Genomic DNA, 20927 nt, shown 5'->3' on the forward strand with positions numbered 1-20927 from the left:
TTTAGGTATGCAAGGGAGCGTTAAAGACGAGAAAAAGTTTAATAAATTAATTGCAGTAGTTTCTGTTATTATACCAATTGTGGTAGCCATTCTTTTTGGTGTTAAGTTGCCAAATGTTGAGCCACTTTCATTTTTACCTCCAATCTATGCCGCAATAAATGGAATTACGGCTGTACTACTTTTAGTAGCTGTATGGGCTATTAAAAAGGGCAATCAAAAGTTGCATCAGAATTTAATGACAACCAATATTGTGTTGTCTTTACTATTTCTGATTATGTATATTGCCTATCACATGACATCAGATTCTACTAGTTATGGTGGTGTAGGGGCAATTAAATATGTTTATTATTTTATTTTAATTACTCATATCGTACTTTCCATAGCACTAATTCCATTAGTGCTTAGAACATATGCTATGGCATATTTAAAGAAGTTTGAAGATCACAGGGCATTGGCGAAATATACATTTCCTATTTGGTTGTATGTTGCCGTTACCGGTGTTGTAGTTTATTTAATGATATCTCCATACTATGCATATTAAACATATATTATTGGTAGTAGTTTTCTTTCTGTTGATTCCAATAGATGCTGAAGCGCAATGTGCAATGTGTAGAGCGGTCTTAGAAAGTGAATCTTCTGGTAAGGCAGCTGAAGGTATTAATAATGGTATCGTTTATTTGATGGCAGTTCCGTATGTTTTGGTAGCCGGTCTTTTCTATTTTATCTACAAAAAGATGAGACCTTAATTTTATTTTTTAATTTTTTTACACAAATAGTGTAACATTCTTCCATTTGGTTAGTCTTATGATTGTGTGATACTTGTATCGCATTCATCAATCAAACTAATCAATCAATCTTATGTTCGACTTAGAACGTTGGCAAGAAATTTTCGATACTATTCGCAAAAATAAGTTACGCACTTTTCTCACAGGACTTTCCGTTGCTTCGGGAATTTTCATTCTAGTTATTTTATTAGGTTTTGGTCAAGGCATGCAAAATGGTATTGCTAAAGAGTTTGAGCAAGATGCTGCTACAAGTGTTTGGGTCTGGCCGGGTGTAACCACTATTGGTTATAAGGGTATGAACCCAGGTAGACCTATTCAATTTCGTAATGAGAATTACGACATGGCAGGTGTATTGTTTGAGGATCAAATTGAGAATAAATCCCCAAGGTTATTTGTAAGAGATGTTTTTGTAAACTATGGTAGCGAGTCTTTAGCTTATAATGTACAGGGTGTTTCTGATCAATTTCAATTTATCGAAAATGAGTTTATGACCTTAGGTAGATTCCTTAATCAACAAGATGTTGATGCTAAAGCTAAAGTTGCCATCATCAGTAATAAGATCAATCGAGAAGTATTTTCAGAATTAGAAAGTCCTATAGGAGAGTTTTTAGACCTATCTGGTATCCCTTTTAAGATTGTTGGGGTATACGGTGATATTGGTGGCGAACGCGAGGAAGACCGTATTTATATTCCTGTAAGTACTGCACAACAGGTTTTTAATGGAGCGGATCACTTAAATAATCTTTCCTATACATTACCTCCTGTAGAAGATTTTGAAACTGCCGTTGCACAATCTATCAAATTTAAGAACGAATTAAAATCGTATTTACAAAAAGCACATACGGTGGCACCAGAAGATACTAGTGCCATACAAGTATATAACCCTATGGAAGAGGCTAAGCGCTTTTATGCACTAATGGGTGGTATCAAATTCTTCTTTTGGTTTGTTGGGGTTTGTACTATTATCGCTGGTATTGTTGGTGTTAGTAATATTATGTTGATAGTAGTTAAAGAACGTACCAGAGAAATTGGTATTCGAAAAGCACTTGGTGCTAAACCATGGTCTATTGTTGGAATGATTTTGCATGAAGCAATTTTTATAACTGCAATCGCGGGTTTCACGGGACTCATTTTAAGCATGGGGCTTTTGGAAATTGTGGGACCGCATGTAGAGGTTGATTATGTGCTAAATCCCTCAGTGAATTTCAATGTTGCCTTAACTACTGTGTTTGTGTTGATTTTTGCAGGTGCGATAGCAGGATTTTTCCCTGCATGGCGAGCGGCTAAAATTCATGTGATAGAAGCATTAAGGGACGAGTAGTAAAAAATAAAAAAAGCATAATTAATTAAGATATAACCATGTTCAATAGAGACCGTTGGAAAGAAATCTTAGAAGTATTATCTAGTAATGTATTTAGAACATTGGCTACTTCTTTTGGTGTGGGCTGGGGTATTTTTATTCTGATTATATTACTTGCTGCAGGTAAAGGCTTGGAAAATGGTATTCGTGCCGATTTCGGAGACATCGCTACCAATACCATGTTCATGTGGTCACGTAATACTACCATGTCATATAAAGGGCTGCCAAAAGGAAGACGTTTTAGTTTTAAACTAGAAGATGTACAATCTATAAAAGATAATATTCCTAATTTAAGATTCATCTCTCCTAGGAATCAGTTGGGTGGATTTGGAGGAGGTAATAATGTCGTTCGCGGATTAAAAACAGGTGCTTTCAACGTCTACGGAGATTATCCAGAGATTATCCGGCAAGAACCTATGACCATAACATCTGGTAGGTTTGTAAATCATAATGATATTCAAGACAAAAGAAAAATTGCGGTAATAGGTGTTGGCGTACGAAATGAACTTTATGATCGAGGTGAAAAAGTACTTGGAACCTATATTAAAATTCAGGGAGTCAATTTCATGGTTGTAGGTACCTATCAAAAGAAAGATGATGGCGGTGGTGAAGAAGGTCAAAAAGAAATTTATGTGCCATTTACTGCATTCTCGCAAGCTTTTAATATGGGTAACGATGTCGGGTGGATGGCAATTACAGCACTAGATGGTAGTTCCATTTCTAATCTCAAAGAGGAAATTGTAAATGTCGTTAAGGAGAATAGAAAAGTTCACCCCGATGATAAACGTGCCGTCGGGTATTTTGATTTGTATGAACAGTATAATCGAGTAGAAAGTTTATTCGGTGCATTACGTTGGGTAGCTTATTTTGTAGGAGTACTTGTATTATTATCTGGAATTATTGGTGTTAGTAATATTATGCTAATTGTCATTAAAGAACGAACAAAAGAAATCGGTATTCGTAGGGCTTTGGGCGAGGCACCATGGTCCATCAAAAAACAAATTTTAATGGAGTCTATTTTCCTAACTATCATATCCGGAATGATCGGCATTGTTTTCGGTGCAGCATTTATATATGGCGTTAATGCGGTGCTTGATTCCGTGGGTCCGGTAGACATGTTTGTGAACCCTAGTGTAAGTTTGGGTGTGGTAGTCAGTGCACTTGTTATTTTAATATTTTCAGGATTGTTAGCTGGCTTCATACCTGCACAGAGTGCCATCAAAATAAGACCAATTGAAGCTTTAAGAACAGAATAAAATTATCATCAAAATATAACCAATCAAAAAATGAAAAAGTCAACAACAATTATCATCCTGCTTATTATAGTGCTTGCCTTTGGCGGGTCTATGTTTTATTTGTATTCAAAAAATGCAGAAGACCCAGTGGTGTATCAAACAGAAGAACCTTCTAAACAGACCATTATTAAAAAAACCATGGCTACGGGTAGTATTCTTCCATTAGAAGAGGTGCTTATAAAACCAAATATATCTGGAGTTATAGAGAAGATTTTTGTGGAAGGCGGCGACTATGTAAAATCTGGCGATTTGCTTTGTACCATTAAAGTAGTTCCAAATCTAAGCTCTTTAAATGATGCCAGGAATAATATTAATGAAGCTAAAATAAACCTAGATGATCAATTACGTAATTTAGATCGTCAAAAAGGATTGTTTACCAAAGGGGTAATTTCTAAAGTAGATTTAGAGCGTGCTCAGCTCAGCTATGATCAGTCGAAACAATCTTACGCAGCTGCTAATAAAAGATATGATATAGTAAAAACGGGTACTACTTCTGGTTTCGGTAATGCCGCAAATACACAAATTAGAGCAACGGTTAGTGGTATGGTACTCGAAGTACCTGTAGAAGTAGGTAATCAGGTTATTGAAAGTAATAACTTTAATGAAGGTACTACTATAGCAGCTATTGCAGATGTTGATAAAATGATTTTTGAAGGTAAGGTCGATGAGTCTGAAGTTGGCAAAATTAAAGAGAATCTTCCGTTAGAAATTACCGTTGGTGCAATAGAAGATAAAGTGTTCGATGCTGTATTAGATTATATAGCCCCTAAAGGAAACGAAGAGAATGGTGCTATACAGTTTGAAATAAAAGGGACGCTTAAGAAACAAGACTCCGTATTCATTAGAGCAGGTTTAAGTGCAAATGCATCTATAATTTTAGCGCGTGCGGATAGCGTTTTAGCTGTGAAAGAAGCTTTGGTGCAATTCGATGTTAAAACCAAAAAACCATTTGTAGAAATTGCAACTGGTGATCAAGAATTTGAAAGAAGAGATATTGAATTAGGTATCAGCGATGGAATTCATGTTCAAATAAATTCAGGCATTAAAGAAGGTGATAAAATTAAGGTATGGAACGAGGTAGTGCCCGACGAGCTTGCTGAAAATGAATAAAGTAAAAAAATAATCAATTGATGTAACAAATTATACACTAGGTAGTCTAATGAATAGGCAGTGTAAAAATTGTTCAAAACAACAACCAACATGATTCAAATCAAAGATCTTCACAAGTCCTATAAAATGGGCAAGAATTCTCTTCACGTTCTTAAAGGAATAAATTTTAATGTTGAAGAAGGGGAGTTAGTAGCTATCATGGGCTCTTCTGGTTCGGGTAAATCTACCTTATTAAACATTTTAGGAATGTTGGATAGCTCTGATTCTGGAGAGTATATTTTAGATAATGTTCCAATCAAAGATTTAAACGAAACTAAAGCTGCTAGATACAGAAACAAGTTTTTAGGTTTTGTTTTTCAATCGTTCAACCTTATTAATTATAAAAGTGCGGCAGAGAATGTTGCCTTACCATTATACTACCAAAAAGTACCAAGAAAAGAACGTCAAGAAAAAGCTTTAAAATATTTAACTCAAGTGGGTTTAAAGGAATGGGCAGGTCATTTACCTAGCGAACTTTCTGGTGGTCAAAAACAACGTGTCGCAATAGCAAGGGCATTGGCGGCAGAGCCTAAAGTTTTATTGGCAGATGAGCCAACAGGTGCTTTAGACAGTAAAACTTCTTATGAGGTTATGGACTTGATTCAGAAAATCAATGATGCCGGTAATACTATTTTGATAGTTACTCACGAACCTGATATTGCCGATATGTGTAAGCGTATAGTTCATTTAAAGGATGGGGTAATTATAGAGGATAAGAAAATAGAACAAGTAAGAGCCGAACAATATGTTTGATAGAGACATTTGGCAAGAAATATATCATAGTATAAGCAACAACAAGCTTAGAACTTTCCTTACCGGGTTTTCGGTAGGTTGGGGTATATTTATTTTAGTATTGCTATTGGCATCTGTAAAGGGAATGCAAAACGGATTCACACTTCAATTTAGTGATGATGCTACCAACTCCATTTTTGTTAGAACAGGTACTACTTCATTGGCCTATGGCGGATTTGAAGCTGGGCGGAGAATTCAAATGACGAATGATGATATTGAATATATCAAAAGAAGTTTTCCTAACGACGTAGAATACATTAGTCCGAGAGTTTATCAAAATACATCGGCACGTTATAAGAGCGAAACGGGTAGTTATAATATACAGGCAGTTTACCCAGATCACCAAGCTATTGAAAAGACTATTGTAAATAAGGGTCGATTTATAAATACTAATGATTTAATGAATGCCTCTAAAGTTGCCGTTATCGGTAGAAAAGTAGAGGAAGATTTATTTAAGAACGAAGATGCTTTAGGCAAGTTCGTTGAGTTCAACGGACTGCCTTTTAGAGTCATCGGTACTTTCACTGATGACGGTGATGATAATGCAGAGCGAAACATCTATGCACCTACCAGTACATATCAAAAAATGTATGGGCAAACAGATCACATTGATCAGATTGCTTTAACCTACAACCCTAATTACGATTTAACAGAGGCACTAGCGTTTTCAGATAGGTTAGAAAATGTATTTAGGAGGCGTTTTAAAATTGCGCCCAAGGATCAATCAGGTATTAGAATCTTCAACTACGCAGAGGTTTTTGAAGATATCAGCAACTTTACAGGTGGTTTAGATATCGCTGTAATTATAGTGGGGCTTTTAATATTACTATCTGGTATTGTAGGTATCGGTAATATTATGGTGTTTATAATTAAAGAGCGTACAAAAGAAATTGGTGTACGTAAAGCTTTGGGTGCTGAGCCGTGGTCGATTATAAAATTAGTCTTGTTCGAATCTGTTTTTATAACTGCCTTATCCGGATTTATAGGATTAGGAATTGCAACGGGATTATTGGCAGCTATCGGTCCTAGTATTAAAACAGGTGCTTTTGCCAACCCGTCTGTTAGTATGTCAATGGTTGTAACCGCAACTATAATATTGATTGTTGCAGGAGTTTTAGCAGGATTAATTCCGGCAATGAAAGCGGCAAGAGTAAAACCAATTGTAGCATTAAGCGATAAATAATATGTGGATATTTGATAGAGATTTATGGTCAGAGATTTTTGCCACATTAGGTAAGAACTTGTTTCGGACTTTTTTAACCATGTTAGGGGTTATTATAGCGATGATAATTCTTGTGCTATTATTAGGTGGTGCAAATGGAATGAGTAACGGCTTTCAAAAAATATTCGCTGGTACGGCATCTAACAGTCTGTTTGTATGGAGTCAAAGTACCTCAGAGCCTTATAAAGGATTTGAAAGAGGGCGAAGAATTCAATTTAAACTTGAAGATGCTACCATTTTAAAAGAACAGATTCCAGAGATAGAAGTTCTTGCCCCACGTATAGAACTTGGCAATCATAGGGGGGTGGTTACAGTATATAGAAATGGTTTGACTAGTGGTTCGGCAGTATATGGTGATTATCCGAATGTGGATGAAATCATGAAGAAGAAACTAGTAGAGGGTAGGTTTCTGAATGAAAATGACATGACCGAGTCTAAAAAGGTGTGTGTTATTGGAGAAGAAACGTATAAACTTTTATTTGAAAAAGGCGAAAATGCCATAGGGGAAGATGTTCGTATTAACGGAGTGTTCTTTAATATTGTCGGAATATATAAGCCAAACCAAAACATCAATATTGACGGGGAGAATTCAGTGTATATTCCTTTTTCAACATTTCAAAAAGCATTTGGTTCTGGAGATAGAATGGGATGGATGGCAATTTCGGTTCAGTCAGATACTAAAGTGCCTGTAGTTGAAAGTCAGATAAAACGGCTGTTGAAAAACAAGTATGATATCAACCCTATAGACGAACGTGCTATTGGTAGTTTTGATATGTCTGAAGTTTTTAATAATGTATCTGCATTTACGGGTGTATTACAAGGCGTGTCATTCTTTGTCGGAATTTTGACCTTACTGGCAGGTGTTATTGCTATTAGTAATATTCTTTTAATTACGGTAAAAGAACGTACAAAAGAAATAGGCATAAGACGTGCTTTAGGTGCAACACCAAAAGTGGTAAAAAGACAAATTGTACTAGAGTCAATAGTAATTACGGTATTTGCTGGCTTTGTCGGTTTTGCAATTGCAATAGGTTTTCTGGCGATTGCGAATAATATGATAGGCGAAAATAGTGATATGCCATTTTATAATCTTATGATTAGTATACCACAGTTTTTAGGTTCTTTTATTTTAATGGTTGGTCTGAGTGTTTTAATCGGATTGATACCTGCGAATAGAGCTATTAGAATAAAACCAATTGACGCCTTAAGAGAAGAGTAACAGACCAAACAACAAAAGAATAAATAACAATCAAATAGTTGAGCATGAACAAGTATGTAAAGTACGTATTAATAGGAGTAGCAGTTATTGGGATACTGGCTGCAGTAGTCTATTTTTTAAAGAAGAATAGTACTCCTTTAAAAACATATGAAACGGAAACCGTTGAAAAAAGAGATATTACCAATAAGGTTGTTGTTACCGGTAAGGTAATACCACAAGATGAAATTGAGATCAAGCCTCAAATTTCTGGTATTATACAAAAGGTATATTTAGAAGAAGGAGTTCAAGTAAAAGCAGGAGATTTAATAGCTACCATAAAAGTTGTACCTAATGAACAATCTTTAAATCAGGCACGTGGTAGGGTAAACAATGCTAAAATATCTTTGAGTAATACAAAGATTGAATATGACCGTAATAAAACACTTTTTGATAAAGGGGTGATTTCTAGTCAAGACTTTAATGCATTACAATTGCGATTTGATCAGGCAACTCAAGAACTACAAAACGCTCAAGCAGACTATCAGATTATTAGAGTAGGTTCTGCAGGAGGTTCCTCTAGTGCAAATACCAATATTAGAGCAACAGTTACAGGAACGTTATTGGAGATTCCGGTAGAAGTAGGGGATCAGGTTATTGAAAGTAATAATTTCAATGACGGTACTACCATCGCCTTTATTGCTGATATGTCTAAAATGATTTTTGAAGGTGAAGTTGATGAAGCTGAAGTAGGGAAACTTAAGGTGGGTATGCCTTTAGAAATTAGCATGGGTGCTTTGCAAGATGAAAAATTCAGTGCAAAATTAAAGTTTATAGCACCTAAAGGTGTGGAAGAAGAAGGAGCTGTTCAGTTTAAAATTGAAGGTGATTTAGTGGTATCTGATAGCACTAATATTAGAGCGGGATATAGCGCAAATGCAGCCATTGTTTTAGAAGAGAAAAAAGATGTGCTTTCTATTAAGGAAGCTTTGTTACAGTTTGATAAAGAAACCAATAAGCCCTATGTAGAAGTGGAGACTGGTGATAATGAGTTTGAAAAAAGAGAGCTAGAACTAGGTGTAAGTGATGGTATCGACGTAGAAATTATTTCTGGAATCGATGAAAACTCTAAAATAAAAATCTGGAACAAGTTAGAAGCCAAGAGTGACGATAATGATCCGGATGAGGATTAAGAATAATCAATCAAATCAAAAAACGAATCGAGCAACCTAGATATAGGTTGGTTTAAAAAAGAATAAAATGAAAGTAAAAATCACTGGATTACTACTGATATTTTCTGTTGTGGTAGGGATGGCACAACAAAAGAAATGGACTCTAGAGGAGTGTGTGTATTATGCTGTAGAAAACAACCTTACGGTAGCGCAATATGAATTGGATTTAGAGAACGCTAAAATCGATCAGTCTGATGCTCTTGGGGCATTATTGCCAAATTTAAATGGAACTTTGCAGGCATCAGCAAATACAGGTCTTGCTTTAGATCCAACTACCAATAATTTGGTCTCTGCTACGATTTTTTCAGCTCAAGGAGATTTAACTTCATCGGTTACTTTGTTTGATGGTCTTAGGAATTATAACCGTATCGAACGGGCAAAATTGAGTGGTATAGCAAATCAATATCGTTTAGATGATATTAAGGATGATATTAGATTAAGTGTGGCAAATGCTTATCTGCAGGTATTATCCAATAAAGAATCGCTAAAAGTTTTTAAAGCTCAGTTGGCTGTTACTGAACAAGATTTAAAGAGGACTAATGAACTGGTAGAATCAGGTGTTGTTGCTCGTGGTGACTTATTGGAGTTAGAAGCTACGGCCGCTGGTCAGGAACAGCAAATTATAAATTCTCAGAGTTTGATTTTAATATCAAGAATCAATTTAGCACAAATGCTAGGGATAACAGATTACGAAAATTTCGATATAGCAGAAGAAGAGTTTGATATTCCTCCATCTGATATTTTAGACAACTCTGCTAAAGTAATTTTTGATAAAGCTCTGACCTTCAGAAATGATATTAAATTTGCTCTTTCTGGTGTAGAATTAGCTGAAAAGGATTTGGAAATTTCTAAAGGGGCTAAATATCCAAGTATAGGAGCGTTTATAAACTATAATACTAGATATTCCGATCAAAATAATGATCCATTTACAGGTGAGAAAATTCCATTAAAAGATCAATTATATATCAATGATGGTATTTCCTATGGGGCACAAATGAGTATTCCGATTTTTAATGGATGGAGCGTTAGAAATAGTATAAAGCGTTCTCAAATTAGTGTCGATATTGCGAGAATCGAATATGAAAGAACTATGTTACAATTGGAGACTGATGTGAACCAAGCGTATGTAGATGTTACTAGTTTTTATAAAGCTTATGAGGCAGCACAGAAAACTTTAGAAGCAAGAAGTCTTGCGTATCAATATTCTAAAGAACGTTTTGATGTAGGATTAATGAACTCGTTCGATTTTAGTCAGGCACAATCTAGAGTTGATAATGCCGAGGCAGAATTAATTAGAACAAAATACGATTACATATTCAGATTAAAAATATTAGAATTCTATTTCGGCATACCTATTTCTTTGGAATAGTATATAATGTATATAAGTTAAAAGCCTGTAACATTTTATCGTTACAGGCTTTTTCATTTTGTAGTAAGTAATACCTTTGCACTATGGGCTTAATATTGAATTTAGAAACATCATCTACAAATTGTTCGGTTTGCGTCGCTAAGGACGGAGAAATTCTTGCGATTAGGGAATTAAATTCAGCGAACTATTCGCATGCAGAAAAACTTCATATTTTTATAGAAGAAGTAATGCAGGAGGCATCTGTTCAAATGCAAGATTTAGAGGCTGTAGCGGTCAGTAAAGGTCCAGGTTCTTATACAGGGTTAAGAATTGGAGTTTCAGCGGCTAAGGGCTTATGTTACGCTTTAGGCATTCCATTAATTTCTGTTGCTACATTAAAAAGCATGGCATCTCAAATTCAGATTAAAGAAAATGAAGTTTTGATTCCGGTGTTAGATGCTAGACGTATGGAGGTTTATTCTGCAGTGTTCGATGCTGAATTAAGTGAGATTAGAGAAACAAAGGCAGAGATAATAGAAGAGAGCTCTTTTCAAGAATATATAAATGCTAAGCACGTTCATTTTTTAGGAAGTGGAGCGGAGAAGATAAAAGAGCTTTTTCCGGATGATACAATAACATATCATTGCGAGATTGTACCTTCTGCAAAAGAAATGGCTTTCATTTCTTCAAATAAGTATCAACTAAATGATTTTGAAGATGTTGCATATTTTGAGCCATATTATTTGAAAGATTTTGTGATGCAAACCAAGAAAGCGAAAGCATAAAAATGATGTAAAATAAAAAAGCCCTTGAGAAATCAAGGGCTTTTTTATTCGCTGTGAATTGTAAATTAACTTTTCATCTGTGTAACTACTCTTTGTGGGAATGGTATTTCTATACCTGCAGCATCAAAACGATATTTTATTTCTTCTAAAACGAAGAAATGCGCAGCCCAAAAATCACCGTTATTTGCCCAAAAACGTAACGTTAGATTTACCGAACTATCTCCTAATTCACCTACATATACTTCAGGAGCTGGAGTCTTATGTATAGTTTCATACTCATTGCATATAGCTAATAGAATTTCTTTAGCTTCTTTAATATTTGAACTATAACCAATACCAACATCAATTTTATCTCTTCTAGTATCTTGAGCGTTGTAGTTTGTGATTGTATTGTTAGATAGTTGACCATTTGGTATTATCGCAATTTGATTACCAAAGGTGCTTACTTTTGTAGTAAATATTGAAATTTCTTTTACCGTCCCATCTACACCTTGAGCAGAGATAAAATCTCCTATTCTAAAGGGTTTAAATAATAAGATAAGAACACCACCTGCGAAATTTGCCAATGAACCTTGTAGAGCTAAACCAATAGCTAAACCTGCAGATGCTAATATAGCAACCAAAGAACTTGTATGTACTCCTAGTTGGGTAATTACCAATACGAAGAGTATTATTTTTAAAGCTATACTAATAAAGCTCTGTAAGAATGTTTCTAGTGCTAAGTCATAGTCTTTAGTTGCGAAGAATTTACGAATCATTTTATTTATGAAACGTATAAGATAGGTGCCGGCAATTAATAAAAATATTGCCCATAATACACTTGGTAGTACCGCCCATAGCCAAGCTATCGCATTATCTGCATGCTCTTGCAGATTCATTATTTTATCCATCATAACTTTTATTTTTTTAAACTGCCATCTTAACCAGAAACTTATAACCTATAATTGATAAGAGGCTGAATAATTGTTAAATTATAGATGAAACAAGATCTAAAGCTTTGCTAGGTTCTTCTACGGGCATTTGACAGCTACCGTGATTACAAACGTAGATGAGCGTCTTGTTCATTACATACCTATTCATTAACAATGGTAAGTTGCTAGTTTTAGCATTTGAAGCAGCAAATATAGCATTTGGGAGATAGTTCTTCATGAGGGTTTTGCATATGAGTTCAAAGTTTTCACCGATAACGACCAATTCATAGAAATTCTCACTCATTAGCTGTGCTAAGTGAAGCCAATTAGCATGATTTTGCGGATTCTCAGTGACAGATGATTTCATAGTTTTCATCATTTTATGCAAACGACTATCGAAATTATCTTCAGGAAAATACTTTGAAAGCTTATGTAGATTATGTGCCATCATTGAATTAGAAGACGGAATTACGTTATCTGCAACTTCCAAAGTTCTTCTAATAAGACGGTTTTCGTTATTAGATGTAAAAAAGAATAGTCCCGTGTCAGAATCTGAGAAATTTTCAATGACATATTTTGTTAACTCTAGACTATGATCAAGCCATTTTTCGTCAAAAGAAACTTCATATAGCCCAATAAAGGCATCGATAATAGATGCGTAATCTTCTAAAAAACCATGAATAGTACTTTTTCCATTCTTGAAGTTGCGGTATAAACCACCATCTTCAGTAATCATATGCTTTAGAATAAAATTAGCATTATTAATAGCAAGGTTTAAATACTTATCGTCTTCTAGATATCTATAAGCATCTGTAAGTCCTTTTAATGTTAAGCCGTTCCAAGAGGTTAAAATTTTATCATCTAATCTTGGTTTGTTTCTTTTTTCTCTCTCTACCTTCAATAAAGAAAGGCATTTAGAGATGATTTGCTGTAACTCTACTTTAGTTATAGAATGATTCATTGCAATAGCTAACGCTTCTGAATCTCTTATAAGCACATAATTCTCGTCTTCCCAATATCCATAAGAGTTAATACTGAAGTAATCACTGAAAACAGGGTAATCGTCTTTTAATAGTTCTTTTAGTTGGTCTTCTTGCCAAACATAAAATGCACCTTCTACTAACTTATTATCATCAGTTAAACTATCAGCATCTAAAGAAGAGTAAAATCCGTTGCTTATATCTAATAATTCTTCCTCTAGGAAAGCGATACTTTTTTCTACTATTACTTTATAGAGGTTATTGTTAGTGTTAGCATATGCATTTGCGTAAAGACTAATCAATAATCCGTTATCATATAACATTTTCTCAAAATGGGGTACGTGCCATTTAGTATCAACAGAATACCTAGAGAACCCACCGCCAACATGATCAAATATACCGCCCCAGGCCATTCTTGTTAGGGTAGTGTTTACATATTCATTTACAGTATTATCTTGTTTTGCGTGAGAATAGTATTGTAAAAAGTTGAGGTTGGTAGGCATCATAAATTTTGGTGCCCGTTTATATCCTCCTAAAAACGTATCAAAGTATTTGGCCCAATCACTAACCATCAAATCAATTTCAGAAGCTTCAATTGTATCTTGATTTTCACCTTTTGTTATAGCATTGATTTCTTTTAGCCCTGTTGCCATGTTTTCGGCATACCCAATAATCTTATTGGGGTCATCAACATAAAGCTGTTGCAGTTGATTCAATGCTTGTATCCATTCTTGTTTTTTGACGAAGGTTGCGCCCCAGAAAGGTCTGCCATCGGGTAGCGCAAGAATATTTAAAGGCCAGCCACCACTACCTGTCATCATTTGTAATGCATCCATATAAATATGGTCAATATCTGGACGTTCTTCCCTGTCCACTTTAATATTTATAAAATGGGCATTCATTGTTTTGGCAACTTCTTCATCTTCAAAACATTCATGTTCCATAACGTGGCACCAATGACAAGCGGCATAACCAATGCTAATAAGTATTAGTTTTTGCTCTTCTTGTGCTTGTTTTAAAACGTCATCATTCCACGCTTCCCAATTAACCGGATTATGTGCGTGCTGCAGTAAATATGGACTGCTTTCTTTAATTAGATTATTAGTATGCTTTTGTGGGGTAGGCATTGGGTGTATTTTAGTTTTAAAACAAGAAAAGCGCCATTTGGCGCTTTTAATCCTGTAAGGTAATTGTTATTTCACTTCAAAAGTGATTTTCACATTTACTCTGTAATTTTTGATTTTTCCGTCTTCAACAGTAGCACTTTGTTCATTGATGTAAACTGACTTAATATTCTTTACTGATTTAGATGCTTCAGAAACTGCTTTTTTAGCTGCGTCTTCCCATCCGTTGTCAGAATTTGCTAATATTTCGATTACTTTTAAAACTGCCATAATTAATGATTTTTAGATTTATTTAAAGTTACAAAAATTGAAGGCAATGTTTAATTCATTTCAATAATTAATTAACCGTTAAGCGCAACTACCTCATTTACTTTGTCTCCCATCATATTTTTTAGCATCGTCTCAATACCGTTTTTCAAGGTAAATGTTGATGATGGGCAGCCACTGCAAGCTCCTTGTAAAATTACATTAACCGTTTTGCTTTCTACATCATATGATTGAAACATAATATTACCACCATCACTCGCTACAGCTGGTTTTACATATTCTTCTAAAATATCAACTATTTCTTGAGAAGTTTCATCAAGTTCTATCGTACTTTCTGCGGATACTGTTTCAGATACTTGCGCTTCTGCACCAATAGCTTTTGCATTGTCAGCAACAATTTCTTTGCCGTCAGCAATGAAATTTCTAATTACCTCGCGTAGTTCTATATTAATATCGTCCCATTCTGCAACTTCATACTTAGAAACAGAAACGTAGTTCTCGTCTATAAATACTTGTTTTACGAACGGAAATTGAAATAGCTCCATAGCCAATTTAGAATCTCTAGCTTCATCAATATTCTTAAACTCGAATGCTGATGCTACAATTTTCTTGCTAGCCACAAACTTCATGGTAGATGGGTTGGGTGTAACCTCTGCGTAAACAGTTACAGGAACTGGTTTGTCCATGTCTTCCTCAATAACTATTGGTTCCCCAGCATTCAAATACTCAACTAACTGTTGTGCAACTTCGTCTTTTACATCTTCCCACTGAACAATATCATAACGTTCTAGTCCAATGAAATCACCAGAAATGTATACTGTTTTTATAAATGGTAAATGGAATAATTGCTGAGCTAAAGGTGAGTTTTTAGCATCATCAATATTCTTGAATTCGTAATTTTTTCGTTGAACTAATATATGATTAGTTTCGAACTTTAATATATTTGGGTTATTGGTCTTAACGACCGTAATTGAATACTCTTTCATTTCTTAGTAATTTTATGCAAAAATACAAAGGAAATCTTAGTTTGCACCTACATAATAATGTTGAGGTTAACCCGTTATACACTTTATATTAGTGAAACTAAACCTTAGTTTTAAAGTCCCAAGATGAAATACCACTTACTTCTATTGTTTACCGTACTTATGATTGGATTGAAATCTAATGCACAAGAAGGTATTCCAGTATATTTTGATTATTTATCTGACAACTATTATTTAGTTTTTCCTTCAATGGCTGGTATTGGTGATGGTGGAAAAATTAGAGCTACTGCAAGAAAACAATGGTTCGATGTCGATGATGCACCAAGTTTACAAACGATAAATGCGCATTTTAGATTAGGTGATTCCCCAAGTGGTATTGGTGCAATCATATTTAATGATGCTAATGGTTACCATTCGCAAACAGGATTAAAATTAACATATGCTCACCATTTAAGAATGGGAGGAGATGATGTGAGGCAGTTGAATCAACTTTCTTTTGGATTAAGCGCTACCATTTTACAAAGTAGTTTAGATGAAACTGAATTTAGATCAGTAACTCCTGACCCAGCAGTGTCTGGTATTAAATTAAGTTCTTCTTACACTAATGTTGATATTGGTATTTCATATAACTATCAAGAATTCTATACGCATTTTGCAGTGACTAATGCATTAACGGGGAGTAAGAGAAATTTATATTATAGAGACAGGCAAGATAATCCTGAAGAGTTGGTTATTGATAATATTAGACGTTTTTTAGTTTCTACGGGTTATGTTTTTGGAAGAAGTGAATGGCAGTTTGAACCATCTATCTTATTTCAAATGACTGAATTTACTAAAGAGAAAAGTTTAGATATTAATGCTAAGGTATACAAGGATGTAGATTTTGGACGTATTTGGGGCGGACTTTCGTACAGAAGAAGTTTTGACGGAGCACAATTTCAAGATGGAGCTTCTTTTGGTGAACAACGTTTGCAGTTGGTTACTCCGATTGTTGGTGCTAACTTCAAAAATTTTATGGTCTCTTATAACTATTCTTATCAAATGGGAGATATCCGCTTTGATAATGGAGGGTTTCATCAAATTACCTTAGGGTATGATTTCGGTCAAAAAGAACGTAAGTACGATTGTTATTGCCCGGCAGCAAATTAAAAAGGTCTGCTCGTAATTGAGCAGACCTGGTATTTTATTATTCCCAACTGTAATCTTTAGTCTTAGCTTGCTTTTTAATTGCTTTAATCATAGCATTTTCAAGCTCTCCTGAATTATTTTCTTTTTGATGCTCAGATATATACGCTAATCGTTTCTTATTATATTCTTGTATCTCTTTTTGAATCTCTTCTCTTTCGTTCTTTTTGTTATCTACATACCTTTTTATCTCTTTTTCATTTTTGCCTTGTAGCTCCTTTGGTAACTCATCGTTCTCTACTGAACTTATTTCGAATTCGGCATCATCGTAGGCATCGACCAAATCCCATTTTTTATTATTATAAAGTCTAGAACTTTTGCTGACAGCTCTTTTAACGGCAACCGCTTCTTCCATCTCTAATGCATTACTGTCTTGTACTTCTTGTGCAATATATTTTGATTGACCCATCGACCCGTAAGAAACGTACGTGGTATTCAATCTTGAATTTAGTTTAATAATGATATCGTCATATGGGGTGTTGATATGTACAACTTTTTTATTGTGGTCAATAGCCATATATTCTCCACCTGTTAATGAAGCACCATTTTTCCAATCGGTATTTATTCCCAATTCATAATTTCCACAGAAGATGGTGTTTACCACTACATCTTTTTCATTGGCATTAGCTAATGCAGTTCTGTAATTATATCTACCTTGATTAAAAGGTTCGTTACCTGCAATAAAAATCATACGAAGTAAATCTGGATTCTTATTCCATGGTAATTGGTGTAAAGAGGTCTGTAGTACTTTGCCGCAATATTCTTCACCACCATTGGTAGTCAATGAAAATAGCTTTTCTGAAATTTCATCTAAATCACTACTAAAACCTAATACTTGTTGAATGTATCCTTCGTTTGCAGAAAGATTGTCGTTGCCATATTGGTATAATGCAATTTGTAAATTTGGTCTGGTATCATTACCACATTTCGCATAACTAAACTCATTAACAATATCCCAAAGTTGAGATTTGGCTTGGTTTATTAATCCGTCCATACTATTGCTAGTATCTAATAGCAAGGCTATTTGAACAATATTAGCTTCTTTTGGCTCTTCGGTTTCTATTGCATGTGCAATTAGTTCAATTGGTTTTTTCTTTTCGGTAATATTGCAGGCATAAACGGTAGATAGTGTTAGTAATGCTATGCCTATTGATCCTAGTTGTTTAATTGTTTTCATTGTTTTAGTTTTAAATTCAGAGCTAAACTAAAGGCAAAGTATTTCTCTGAATAACGATAATGAGCGAACAGTCCGTTTCACTTAGTAAAGTGGTTTGCAGAGTTTGTAAACCCATGAAATTATGGTTTAGTGTTGGGTGTTTTAAGTAATACGTATTTTTTAGTGCCACAATAATCAGCTAAGTTTACCGTAGTAATAGCAGATGAAAAATTATAGTATCTATATTGTATTATGTTTTCTTTTTGGATGGAGCACGCTTTATTCTCAAAGGCAAAATGATGCCCTAAAGTTTACATTAGAGGGTAGGGTAGAAGTTAGAAATACTGGGAAACCAATATCTGGTGTTTCTGTTTCTAATGACATGGGAGACTTTGTGATTACTAACGGTTTAGGGGAATTTGAAATTAGAACTCGAATTGGTGACCAACTTATAATAGAACATGATGATATTGAAACCCTACGGTATGATGTACAAAAGAATGACGATGTTTTAATCTTAGTTGAAGATTTTGAATCTTCACCAATTAGTAGTCGGTCAAAATCATTACCGGATATAGCTGTCAAACATCAGCAGTTATTAGATTCGGCAGAAGAGTATAAAGTTCAAGATATTGAAAGAAGTATTGATTTGGTAGCACAATCTATTTCAATTTTAGGTAAGCGAGGGCGAAAGAAAGAACTGGCAAGGTCGCTTTCTAAACTCGGTGAAATCTATCAATATCATAAACAATTAGATTTAGCTATTGATAATTATGAAGATGCTTTAGAAAATAATAAGACAATTTCAACTTCTTTGCTATTAGCTAAGGCATATAATTTAACGAACAGATTTGACGAAAGCTTAGCGTTATTAAATCCGTTATTAGAGATTAAGTCTATGCCGCCGAACCAAAGTGTAGTTCTTTATGAATTGTTAGGTGATGCTAAAAAAGGAAAAGGTAGAACACAAGAAGCTTTGGACTTGTATAATAGAGGGTTGTTGATTGCGGACAAGAATCAGATTACATCCAAAATGATCGATTTAAATTCTAAAATAGGCGATACTTATTCTCTAGGAAATCAGAATATGGAGGCTGAGGCTTATTATGATAGTTCGTTAGAACTTGCAACTCAGTCAGCACCCAAAAGAGCATTGCAAGAGAAAGAAAAGGTAGCGGATTTCTACAATACAAAAAATAGGTTCAACGAAGAGATTACTATGCGTAAAAGTAGTCTTCAAGAATTAAAAAAGCTTAATTCGCCCAACGCAGGAGTTAAGAAATTAGAATTAGGTGACACCATTACATCACAGCGTATTAATTATAAAATTGCGAATGCGTATATCTCTCAAGATAAGTACAACGAGGCTATTCCTTTTTTAGAGAAAAGTATTGTTGAAGCAGATTCAGATGATGATTTAGTGGTTCAGAAAGATGCTACTAGAAAATTGTCTGAAGTATACAAAGTAAAGGGAGATTTTACCAAGGCATTAGATACCTACCAAGCATATGTGGCTTTAGTAGATTCGTTATATGTACGTAAAGAACAAGAAATTTCTAGAGCTACTCGTTTTAATCGCGAAATTGCAAATGCAGAAAACCGACTTACAGGTTTAGAGCAAGAAAGAGAATTATCGCAAAGTAAATATGATCTTGCGCTTACAGAGCAGGAGCTGGTGAAAGAGAGTAATAAGCGGCAGGAATTGGTGATTTATTCGCTAATATTCGGACTCTTATTAACCTTACTGGCGGCTTTTTTCTTTTACCGAAGTAATCAACAACAAAAACTTGCAAATAATTTGTTGGCATTGAAATCGTTGAGGTCGCAAATGAATCCGCATTTTATTTTCAATGCACTTAATTCGGTAAATAATTTTATTTCAAAAAGTGATGAACGTAGTGCCAATAGGTATCTAAGTGATTTCTCAAAGTTGATGCGCTCCGTATTAGAAAATTCTGAAGAAGATTTTATTCCATTGGAAAAAGAACTGCAACAGTTAGAACTTTATATAAAACTAGAACACTCTAGATTCGAAGATAAATTTGATTATCAGATAGCTGTTGATGAGAATGTACAGGTTTCTAAATTTCAAATACCGCCAATGTTATTACAACCATATATAGAAAATGCTATTTGGCATGGATTAAGGTATAGAGAAGAAAAGGGTGAATTGTTGGTAACGGTCAAAGAGAATAGTGCTGATTCCATTATAATCTGTATTACTGACAATGGTATCGGAAGAAAGAAATCTGCAGAAATTAAAACTCAAAATCAGCGAAAACAAAAGTCCAAAGGAATGGGCATCATTAAAAAACGTGTGGCTATTTTAAACGATATGTATACAGACAAAGTAGATATTAAAATTTCAGATTTACAGTCAGATGGTTCAGGAACTAAAGTCCTATTCATTTTAAAAAGAGAAAAATGAGCTTAAACGCAATTTTAGTAGAAGATGAGGCAAATAGTAGAGAGATATTAAGAAATTATATTGCTAAATATTGCCCAAGTGTAAATTTGCTGGGAGAGGCTTCATCAATTAAAGAAGCCTTAGTCTTAATTAATGATAACGACTTAGATTTGGTATTTTTAGATGTAGAGATGCCTTTTGGTAATGCGTTCGATTTATTGGATCAATTACCAGACAGAACTTTTGAAACCGTTTTTGTTACTGCTTATGATCATTATGCAAAAGATGCTTTAAATAACCATGCTGCATATTATTTGACAAAGCCTATCAACATAGATGAGTTGGTAAATGCAGTTGAATATGTAGATGGTGTTAGAGAGAAAGAAGCCAGTTTAGAGGGGGAGGTTTTAAGTACAAAATCTAACGGAGTAGAGGGGAAGTTGACATTGCCGCAGCAAGACGGATTTCAAGTATTGAATATTGCCGAAATATTGTATTGCAAGGCAGATGATAATTATACCGAAATCTACTTGTTGAATAAGAAGATTTTGGTCAGTAAGACATTAAAATATTTTGAAGATGCTTTAACCGACTATCCGTTTGCACGAGTACATAAATCTTTTTTAGTAAATGTAAATGAGGTGGTGAAGTACAGAAAAGGTAAAGGTGGTAGTGTAGTTATGTCTAACGGTAAAGAAGTGATGGTTTCCGCATCAAAAAAGAAAGATTTTCTATCCTATTTTAATTAAAC

At 34.5% G+C, this 20927-nt stretch carries 19 protein-coding genes; 14 read left to right on the forward strand and 5 right to left on the reverse strand.

Translation table 11 applies throughout. The annotated features are described in order from the left end of the window. Positions 1-7 precede the first annotated feature (7 nt). The 11 genes from BUC31_RS06685 to tsaB all read left to right on the forward strand — a co-directional run bounded on the left by BUC31_RS06685 (position 8) and on the right by tsaB (position 11163). Complete coding sequence (locus BUC31_RS06685; protein WP_073242394.1) at positions 8-541, forward strand: DUF420 domain-containing protein; 534 nt, start codon at positions 8-10, stop codon at positions 539-541. Beyond that, entirely contained in the window at positions 531-746 is a 216-nt protein-coding gene (locus BUC31_RS06690; RefSeq protein WP_073242396.1) for a hypothetical protein, read from the forward strand. Before BUC31_RS06685 ends, BUC31_RS06690 begins: the two co-directional genes overlap by 11 nt. Positions 747-858: 112 nt before the next feature. Then, positions 859-2106, forward strand: a complete 1248-nt coding sequence (locus tag BUC31_RS06695; protein WP_073242398.1) for an ABC transporter permease — start codon at positions 859-861, stop codon at positions 2104-2106. A 38-nt stretch (positions 2107-2144) separates the two neighbouring features. Further along, entirely contained in the window at positions 2145-3401 is a 1257-nt protein-coding gene (locus tag BUC31_RS06700; protein WP_073242400.1) for an ABC transporter permease, read from the forward strand. Between the two features lie 30 nt (positions 3402-3431). Further along, entirely contained in the window at positions 3432-4550 is a 1119-nt protein-coding gene (locus BUC31_RS06705; protein WP_073242402.1) for an efflux RND transporter periplasmic adaptor subunit, read from the forward strand. A gap of 90 nt (positions 4551-4640) precedes the next feature. After that, positions 4641-5342 carry an ABC transporter ATP-binding protein gene (locus tag BUC31_RS06710; RefSeq protein ID WP_073242403.1) on the forward strand — a complete coding sequence of 234 codons (702 nt, stop codon included), beginning with the start codon at positions 4641-4643 and terminating at the stop codon, positions 5340-5342. Next, the gene (locus BUC31_RS06715; RefSeq protein ID WP_073242405.1) at positions 5335-6564 is read left to right on the forward strand and encodes an ABC transporter permease; all 1230 of its coding nucleotides are present in this window, start codon (positions 5335-5337) and stop codon (positions 6562-6564) included. The genes BUC31_RS06710 and BUC31_RS06715 overlap by 8 nt, the downstream gene beginning before the upstream one ends. Position 6565: 1 nt before the next feature. Continuing rightward, the gene (locus BUC31_RS06720; RefSeq protein ID WP_073242407.1) at positions 6566-7822 is read left to right on the forward strand and encodes an ABC transporter permease; all 1257 of its coding nucleotides are present in this window, start codon (positions 6566-6568) and stop codon (positions 7820-7822) included. A 44-nt stretch (positions 7823-7866) separates the two neighbouring features. Further along, on the forward strand, positions 7867-8991 hold the full coding sequence (locus BUC31_RS06725) for an efflux RND transporter periplasmic adaptor subunit (protein ID WP_073242408.1): 1125 nt from the start codon (positions 7867-7869) through the stop codon (positions 8989-8991). A gap of 67 nt (positions 8992-9058) precedes the next feature. Beyond that, entirely contained in the window at positions 9059-10399 is a 1341-nt protein-coding gene (locus tag BUC31_RS06730) for a TolC family protein (protein ID WP_073242410.1), read from the forward strand. A gap of 83 nt (positions 10400-10482) precedes the next feature. Beyond that, positions 10483-11163: a tRNA (adenosine(37)-N6)-threonylcarbamoyltransferase complex dimerization subunit type 1 TsaB gene (gene tsaB, locus BUC31_RS06735; RefSeq protein WP_073242412.1), complete on the forward strand. Its 681-nt coding sequence runs from the start codon at positions 10483-10485 to the stop codon at positions 11161-11163. A 65-nt stretch (positions 11164-11228) separates the two neighbouring features. Here the strand turns inward: tsaB and BUC31_RS06740 are convergent, their stop codons facing one another. From BUC31_RS06740 to BUC31_RS06755, 4 genes are all read right to left on the reverse strand, one after another. Continuing rightward, positions 11229-12053 carry a mechanosensitive ion channel family protein gene (locus tag BUC31_RS06740; protein WP_073242414.1) on the reverse strand — a complete coding sequence of 275 codons (825 nt, stop codon included), beginning with the start codon at positions 12051-12053 and terminating at the stop codon, positions 11229-11231. A 76-nt stretch (positions 12054-12129) separates the two neighbouring features. Further along, a complete protein-coding gene (locus BUC31_RS06745) occupies positions 12130-14181 on the reverse strand; it encodes a thioredoxin domain-containing protein (RefSeq protein ID WP_073242416.1) in 2052 nt (683 codons plus the stop codon). Positions 14182-14247: 66 nt separating this feature from the next. Further along, entirely contained in the window at positions 14248-14448 is a 201-nt protein-coding gene (locus tag BUC31_RS06750) for a dodecin family protein (protein ID WP_027064938.1), read from the reverse strand. 71 nt (positions 14449-14519) lie between these two features. Continuing rightward, the gene (locus BUC31_RS06755) at positions 14520-15431 is read right to left on the reverse strand and encodes a NifU family protein (RefSeq protein WP_073242418.1); all 912 of its coding nucleotides are present in this window, start codon (positions 15429-15431) and stop codon (positions 14520-14522) included. A 123-nt stretch (positions 15432-15554) separates the two neighbouring features. On the opposite strand from BUC31_RS06755, the gene BUC31_RS06760 reads away from it, so the two are divergent. Continuing rightward, positions 15555-16577 (forward strand): PorP/SprF family type IX secretion system membrane protein, encoded by a 1023-nt coding sequence (locus BUC31_RS06760; RefSeq protein WP_073242420.1) that lies wholly within the window; start codon positions 15555-15557, stop codon positions 16575-16577. 37 nt (positions 16578-16614) lie between these two features. Here the strand turns inward: BUC31_RS06760 and BUC31_RS06765 are convergent, their stop codons facing one another. After that, positions 16615-17790 carry a VWA domain-containing protein gene (locus BUC31_RS06765; RefSeq protein WP_073242422.1) on the reverse strand — a complete coding sequence of 392 codons (1176 nt, stop codon included), beginning with the start codon at positions 17788-17790 and terminating at the stop codon, positions 16615-16617. A gap of 202 nt (positions 17791-17992) precedes the next feature. Between BUC31_RS06765 and BUC31_RS06770 the strand changes: the two genes are divergently transcribed. Both BUC31_RS06770 and BUC31_RS06775 read left to right on the forward strand, forming a co-directional pair. After that, complete coding sequence (locus BUC31_RS06770) at positions 17993-20197, forward strand: histidine kinase (protein ID WP_073242424.1); 2205 nt, start codon at positions 17993-17995, stop codon at positions 20195-20197. Beyond that, positions 20194-20925: a LytR/AlgR family response regulator transcription factor gene (locus tag BUC31_RS06775; protein ID WP_073242426.1), complete on the forward strand. Its 732-nt coding sequence runs from the start codon at positions 20194-20196 to the stop codon at positions 20923-20925. The genes BUC31_RS06770 and BUC31_RS06775 overlap by 4 nt, the downstream gene beginning before the upstream one ends. The last annotated feature ends 2 nt before the right edge of the window (positions 20926-20927 follow it).

The sequence above is a fragment of the Maribacter aquivivus genome (assembly GCF_900142175.1).
Lineage (GTDB): Bacteria > Bacteroidota > Bacteroidia > Flavobacteriales > Flavobacteriaceae > Maribacter > Maribacter aquivivus.

Bases quoted from the DNA above. Each gene is read 5' to 3' on its own strand.
- BUC31_RS06715 (WP_073242405.1), top strand. From the start codon at position 5,335: ATGTTTGATAGAGACATTTGGCAAGAAATATATCATAGTATAAGCAAC.
- BUC31_RS06750 (WP_027064938.1), bottom strand. From the start codon at position 14,448: ATGGCAGTTTTAAAAGTAATCGAAATATTAGCAAATTCTGACAACGGA.
- BUC31_RS06690 (WP_073242396.1), top strand. From the start codon at position 531: ATGCATATTAAACATATATTATTGGTAGTAGTTTTCTTTCTGTTGATT.
- BUC31_RS06685 (WP_073242394.1), top strand. From the start codon at position 8: ATGCAAGGGAGCGTTAAAGACGAGAAAAAGTTTAATAAATTAATTGCA.
- BUC31_RS06745 (WP_073242416.1), bottom strand. From the start codon at position 14,181: ATGCCTACCCCACAAAAGCATACTAATAATCTAATTAAAGAAAGCAGT.
- BUC31_RS06760 (WP_073242420.1), top strand. From the start codon at position 15,555: ATGAAATACCACTTACTTCTATTGTTTACCGTACTTATGATTGGATTG.
- BUC31_RS06710 (WP_073242403.1), top strand. From the start codon at position 4,641: ATGATTCAAATCAAAGATCTTCACAAGTCCTATAAAATGGGCAAGAAT.
- BUC31_RS06705 (WP_073242402.1), top strand. From the start codon at position 3,432: ATGAAAAAGTCAACAACAATTATCATCCTGCTTATTATAGTGCTTGCC.
- BUC31_RS06770 (WP_073242424.1), top strand. From the start codon at position 17,993: ATGAAAAATTATAGTATCTATATTGTATTATGTTTTCTTTTTGGATGG.
- BUC31_RS06755 (WP_073242418.1), bottom strand. From the start codon at position 15,431: ATGAAAGAGTATTCAATTACGGTCGTTAAGACCAATAACCCAAATATA.
- BUC31_RS06720 (WP_073242407.1), top strand. From the start codon at position 6,566: ATGTGGATATTTGATAGAGATTTATGGTCAGAGATTTTTGCCACATTA.
- BUC31_RS06730 (WP_073242410.1), top strand. From the start codon at position 9,059: ATGAAAGTAAAAATCACTGGATTACTACTGATATTTTCTGTTGTGGTA.
- BUC31_RS06725 (WP_073242408.1), top strand. From the start codon at position 7,867: ATGAACAAGTATGTAAAGTACGTATTAATAGGAGTAGCAGTTATTGGG.
- BUC31_RS06775 (WP_073242426.1), top strand. From the start codon at position 20,194: ATGAGCTTAAACGCAATTTTAGTAGAAGATGAGGCAAATAGTAGAGAG.
- BUC31_RS06740 (WP_073242414.1), bottom strand. From the start codon at position 12,053: ATGGATAAAATAATGAATCTGCAAGAGCATGCAGATAATGCGATAGCT.
- BUC31_RS06700 (WP_073242400.1), top strand. From the start codon at position 2,145: ATGTTCAATAGAGACCGTTGGAAAGAAATCTTAGAAGTATTATCTAGT.
- BUC31_RS06765 (WP_073242422.1), bottom strand. From the start codon at position 17,790: ATGAAAACAATTAAACAACTAGGATCAATAGGCATAGCATTACTAACA.
- BUC31_RS06695 (WP_073242398.1), top strand. From the start codon at position 859: ATGTTCGACTTAGAACGTTGGCAAGAAATTTTCGATACTATTCGCAAA.
- tsaB (WP_073242412.1), top strand. From the start codon at position 10,483: ATGGGCTTAATATTGAATTTAGAAACATCATCTACAAATTGTTCGGTT.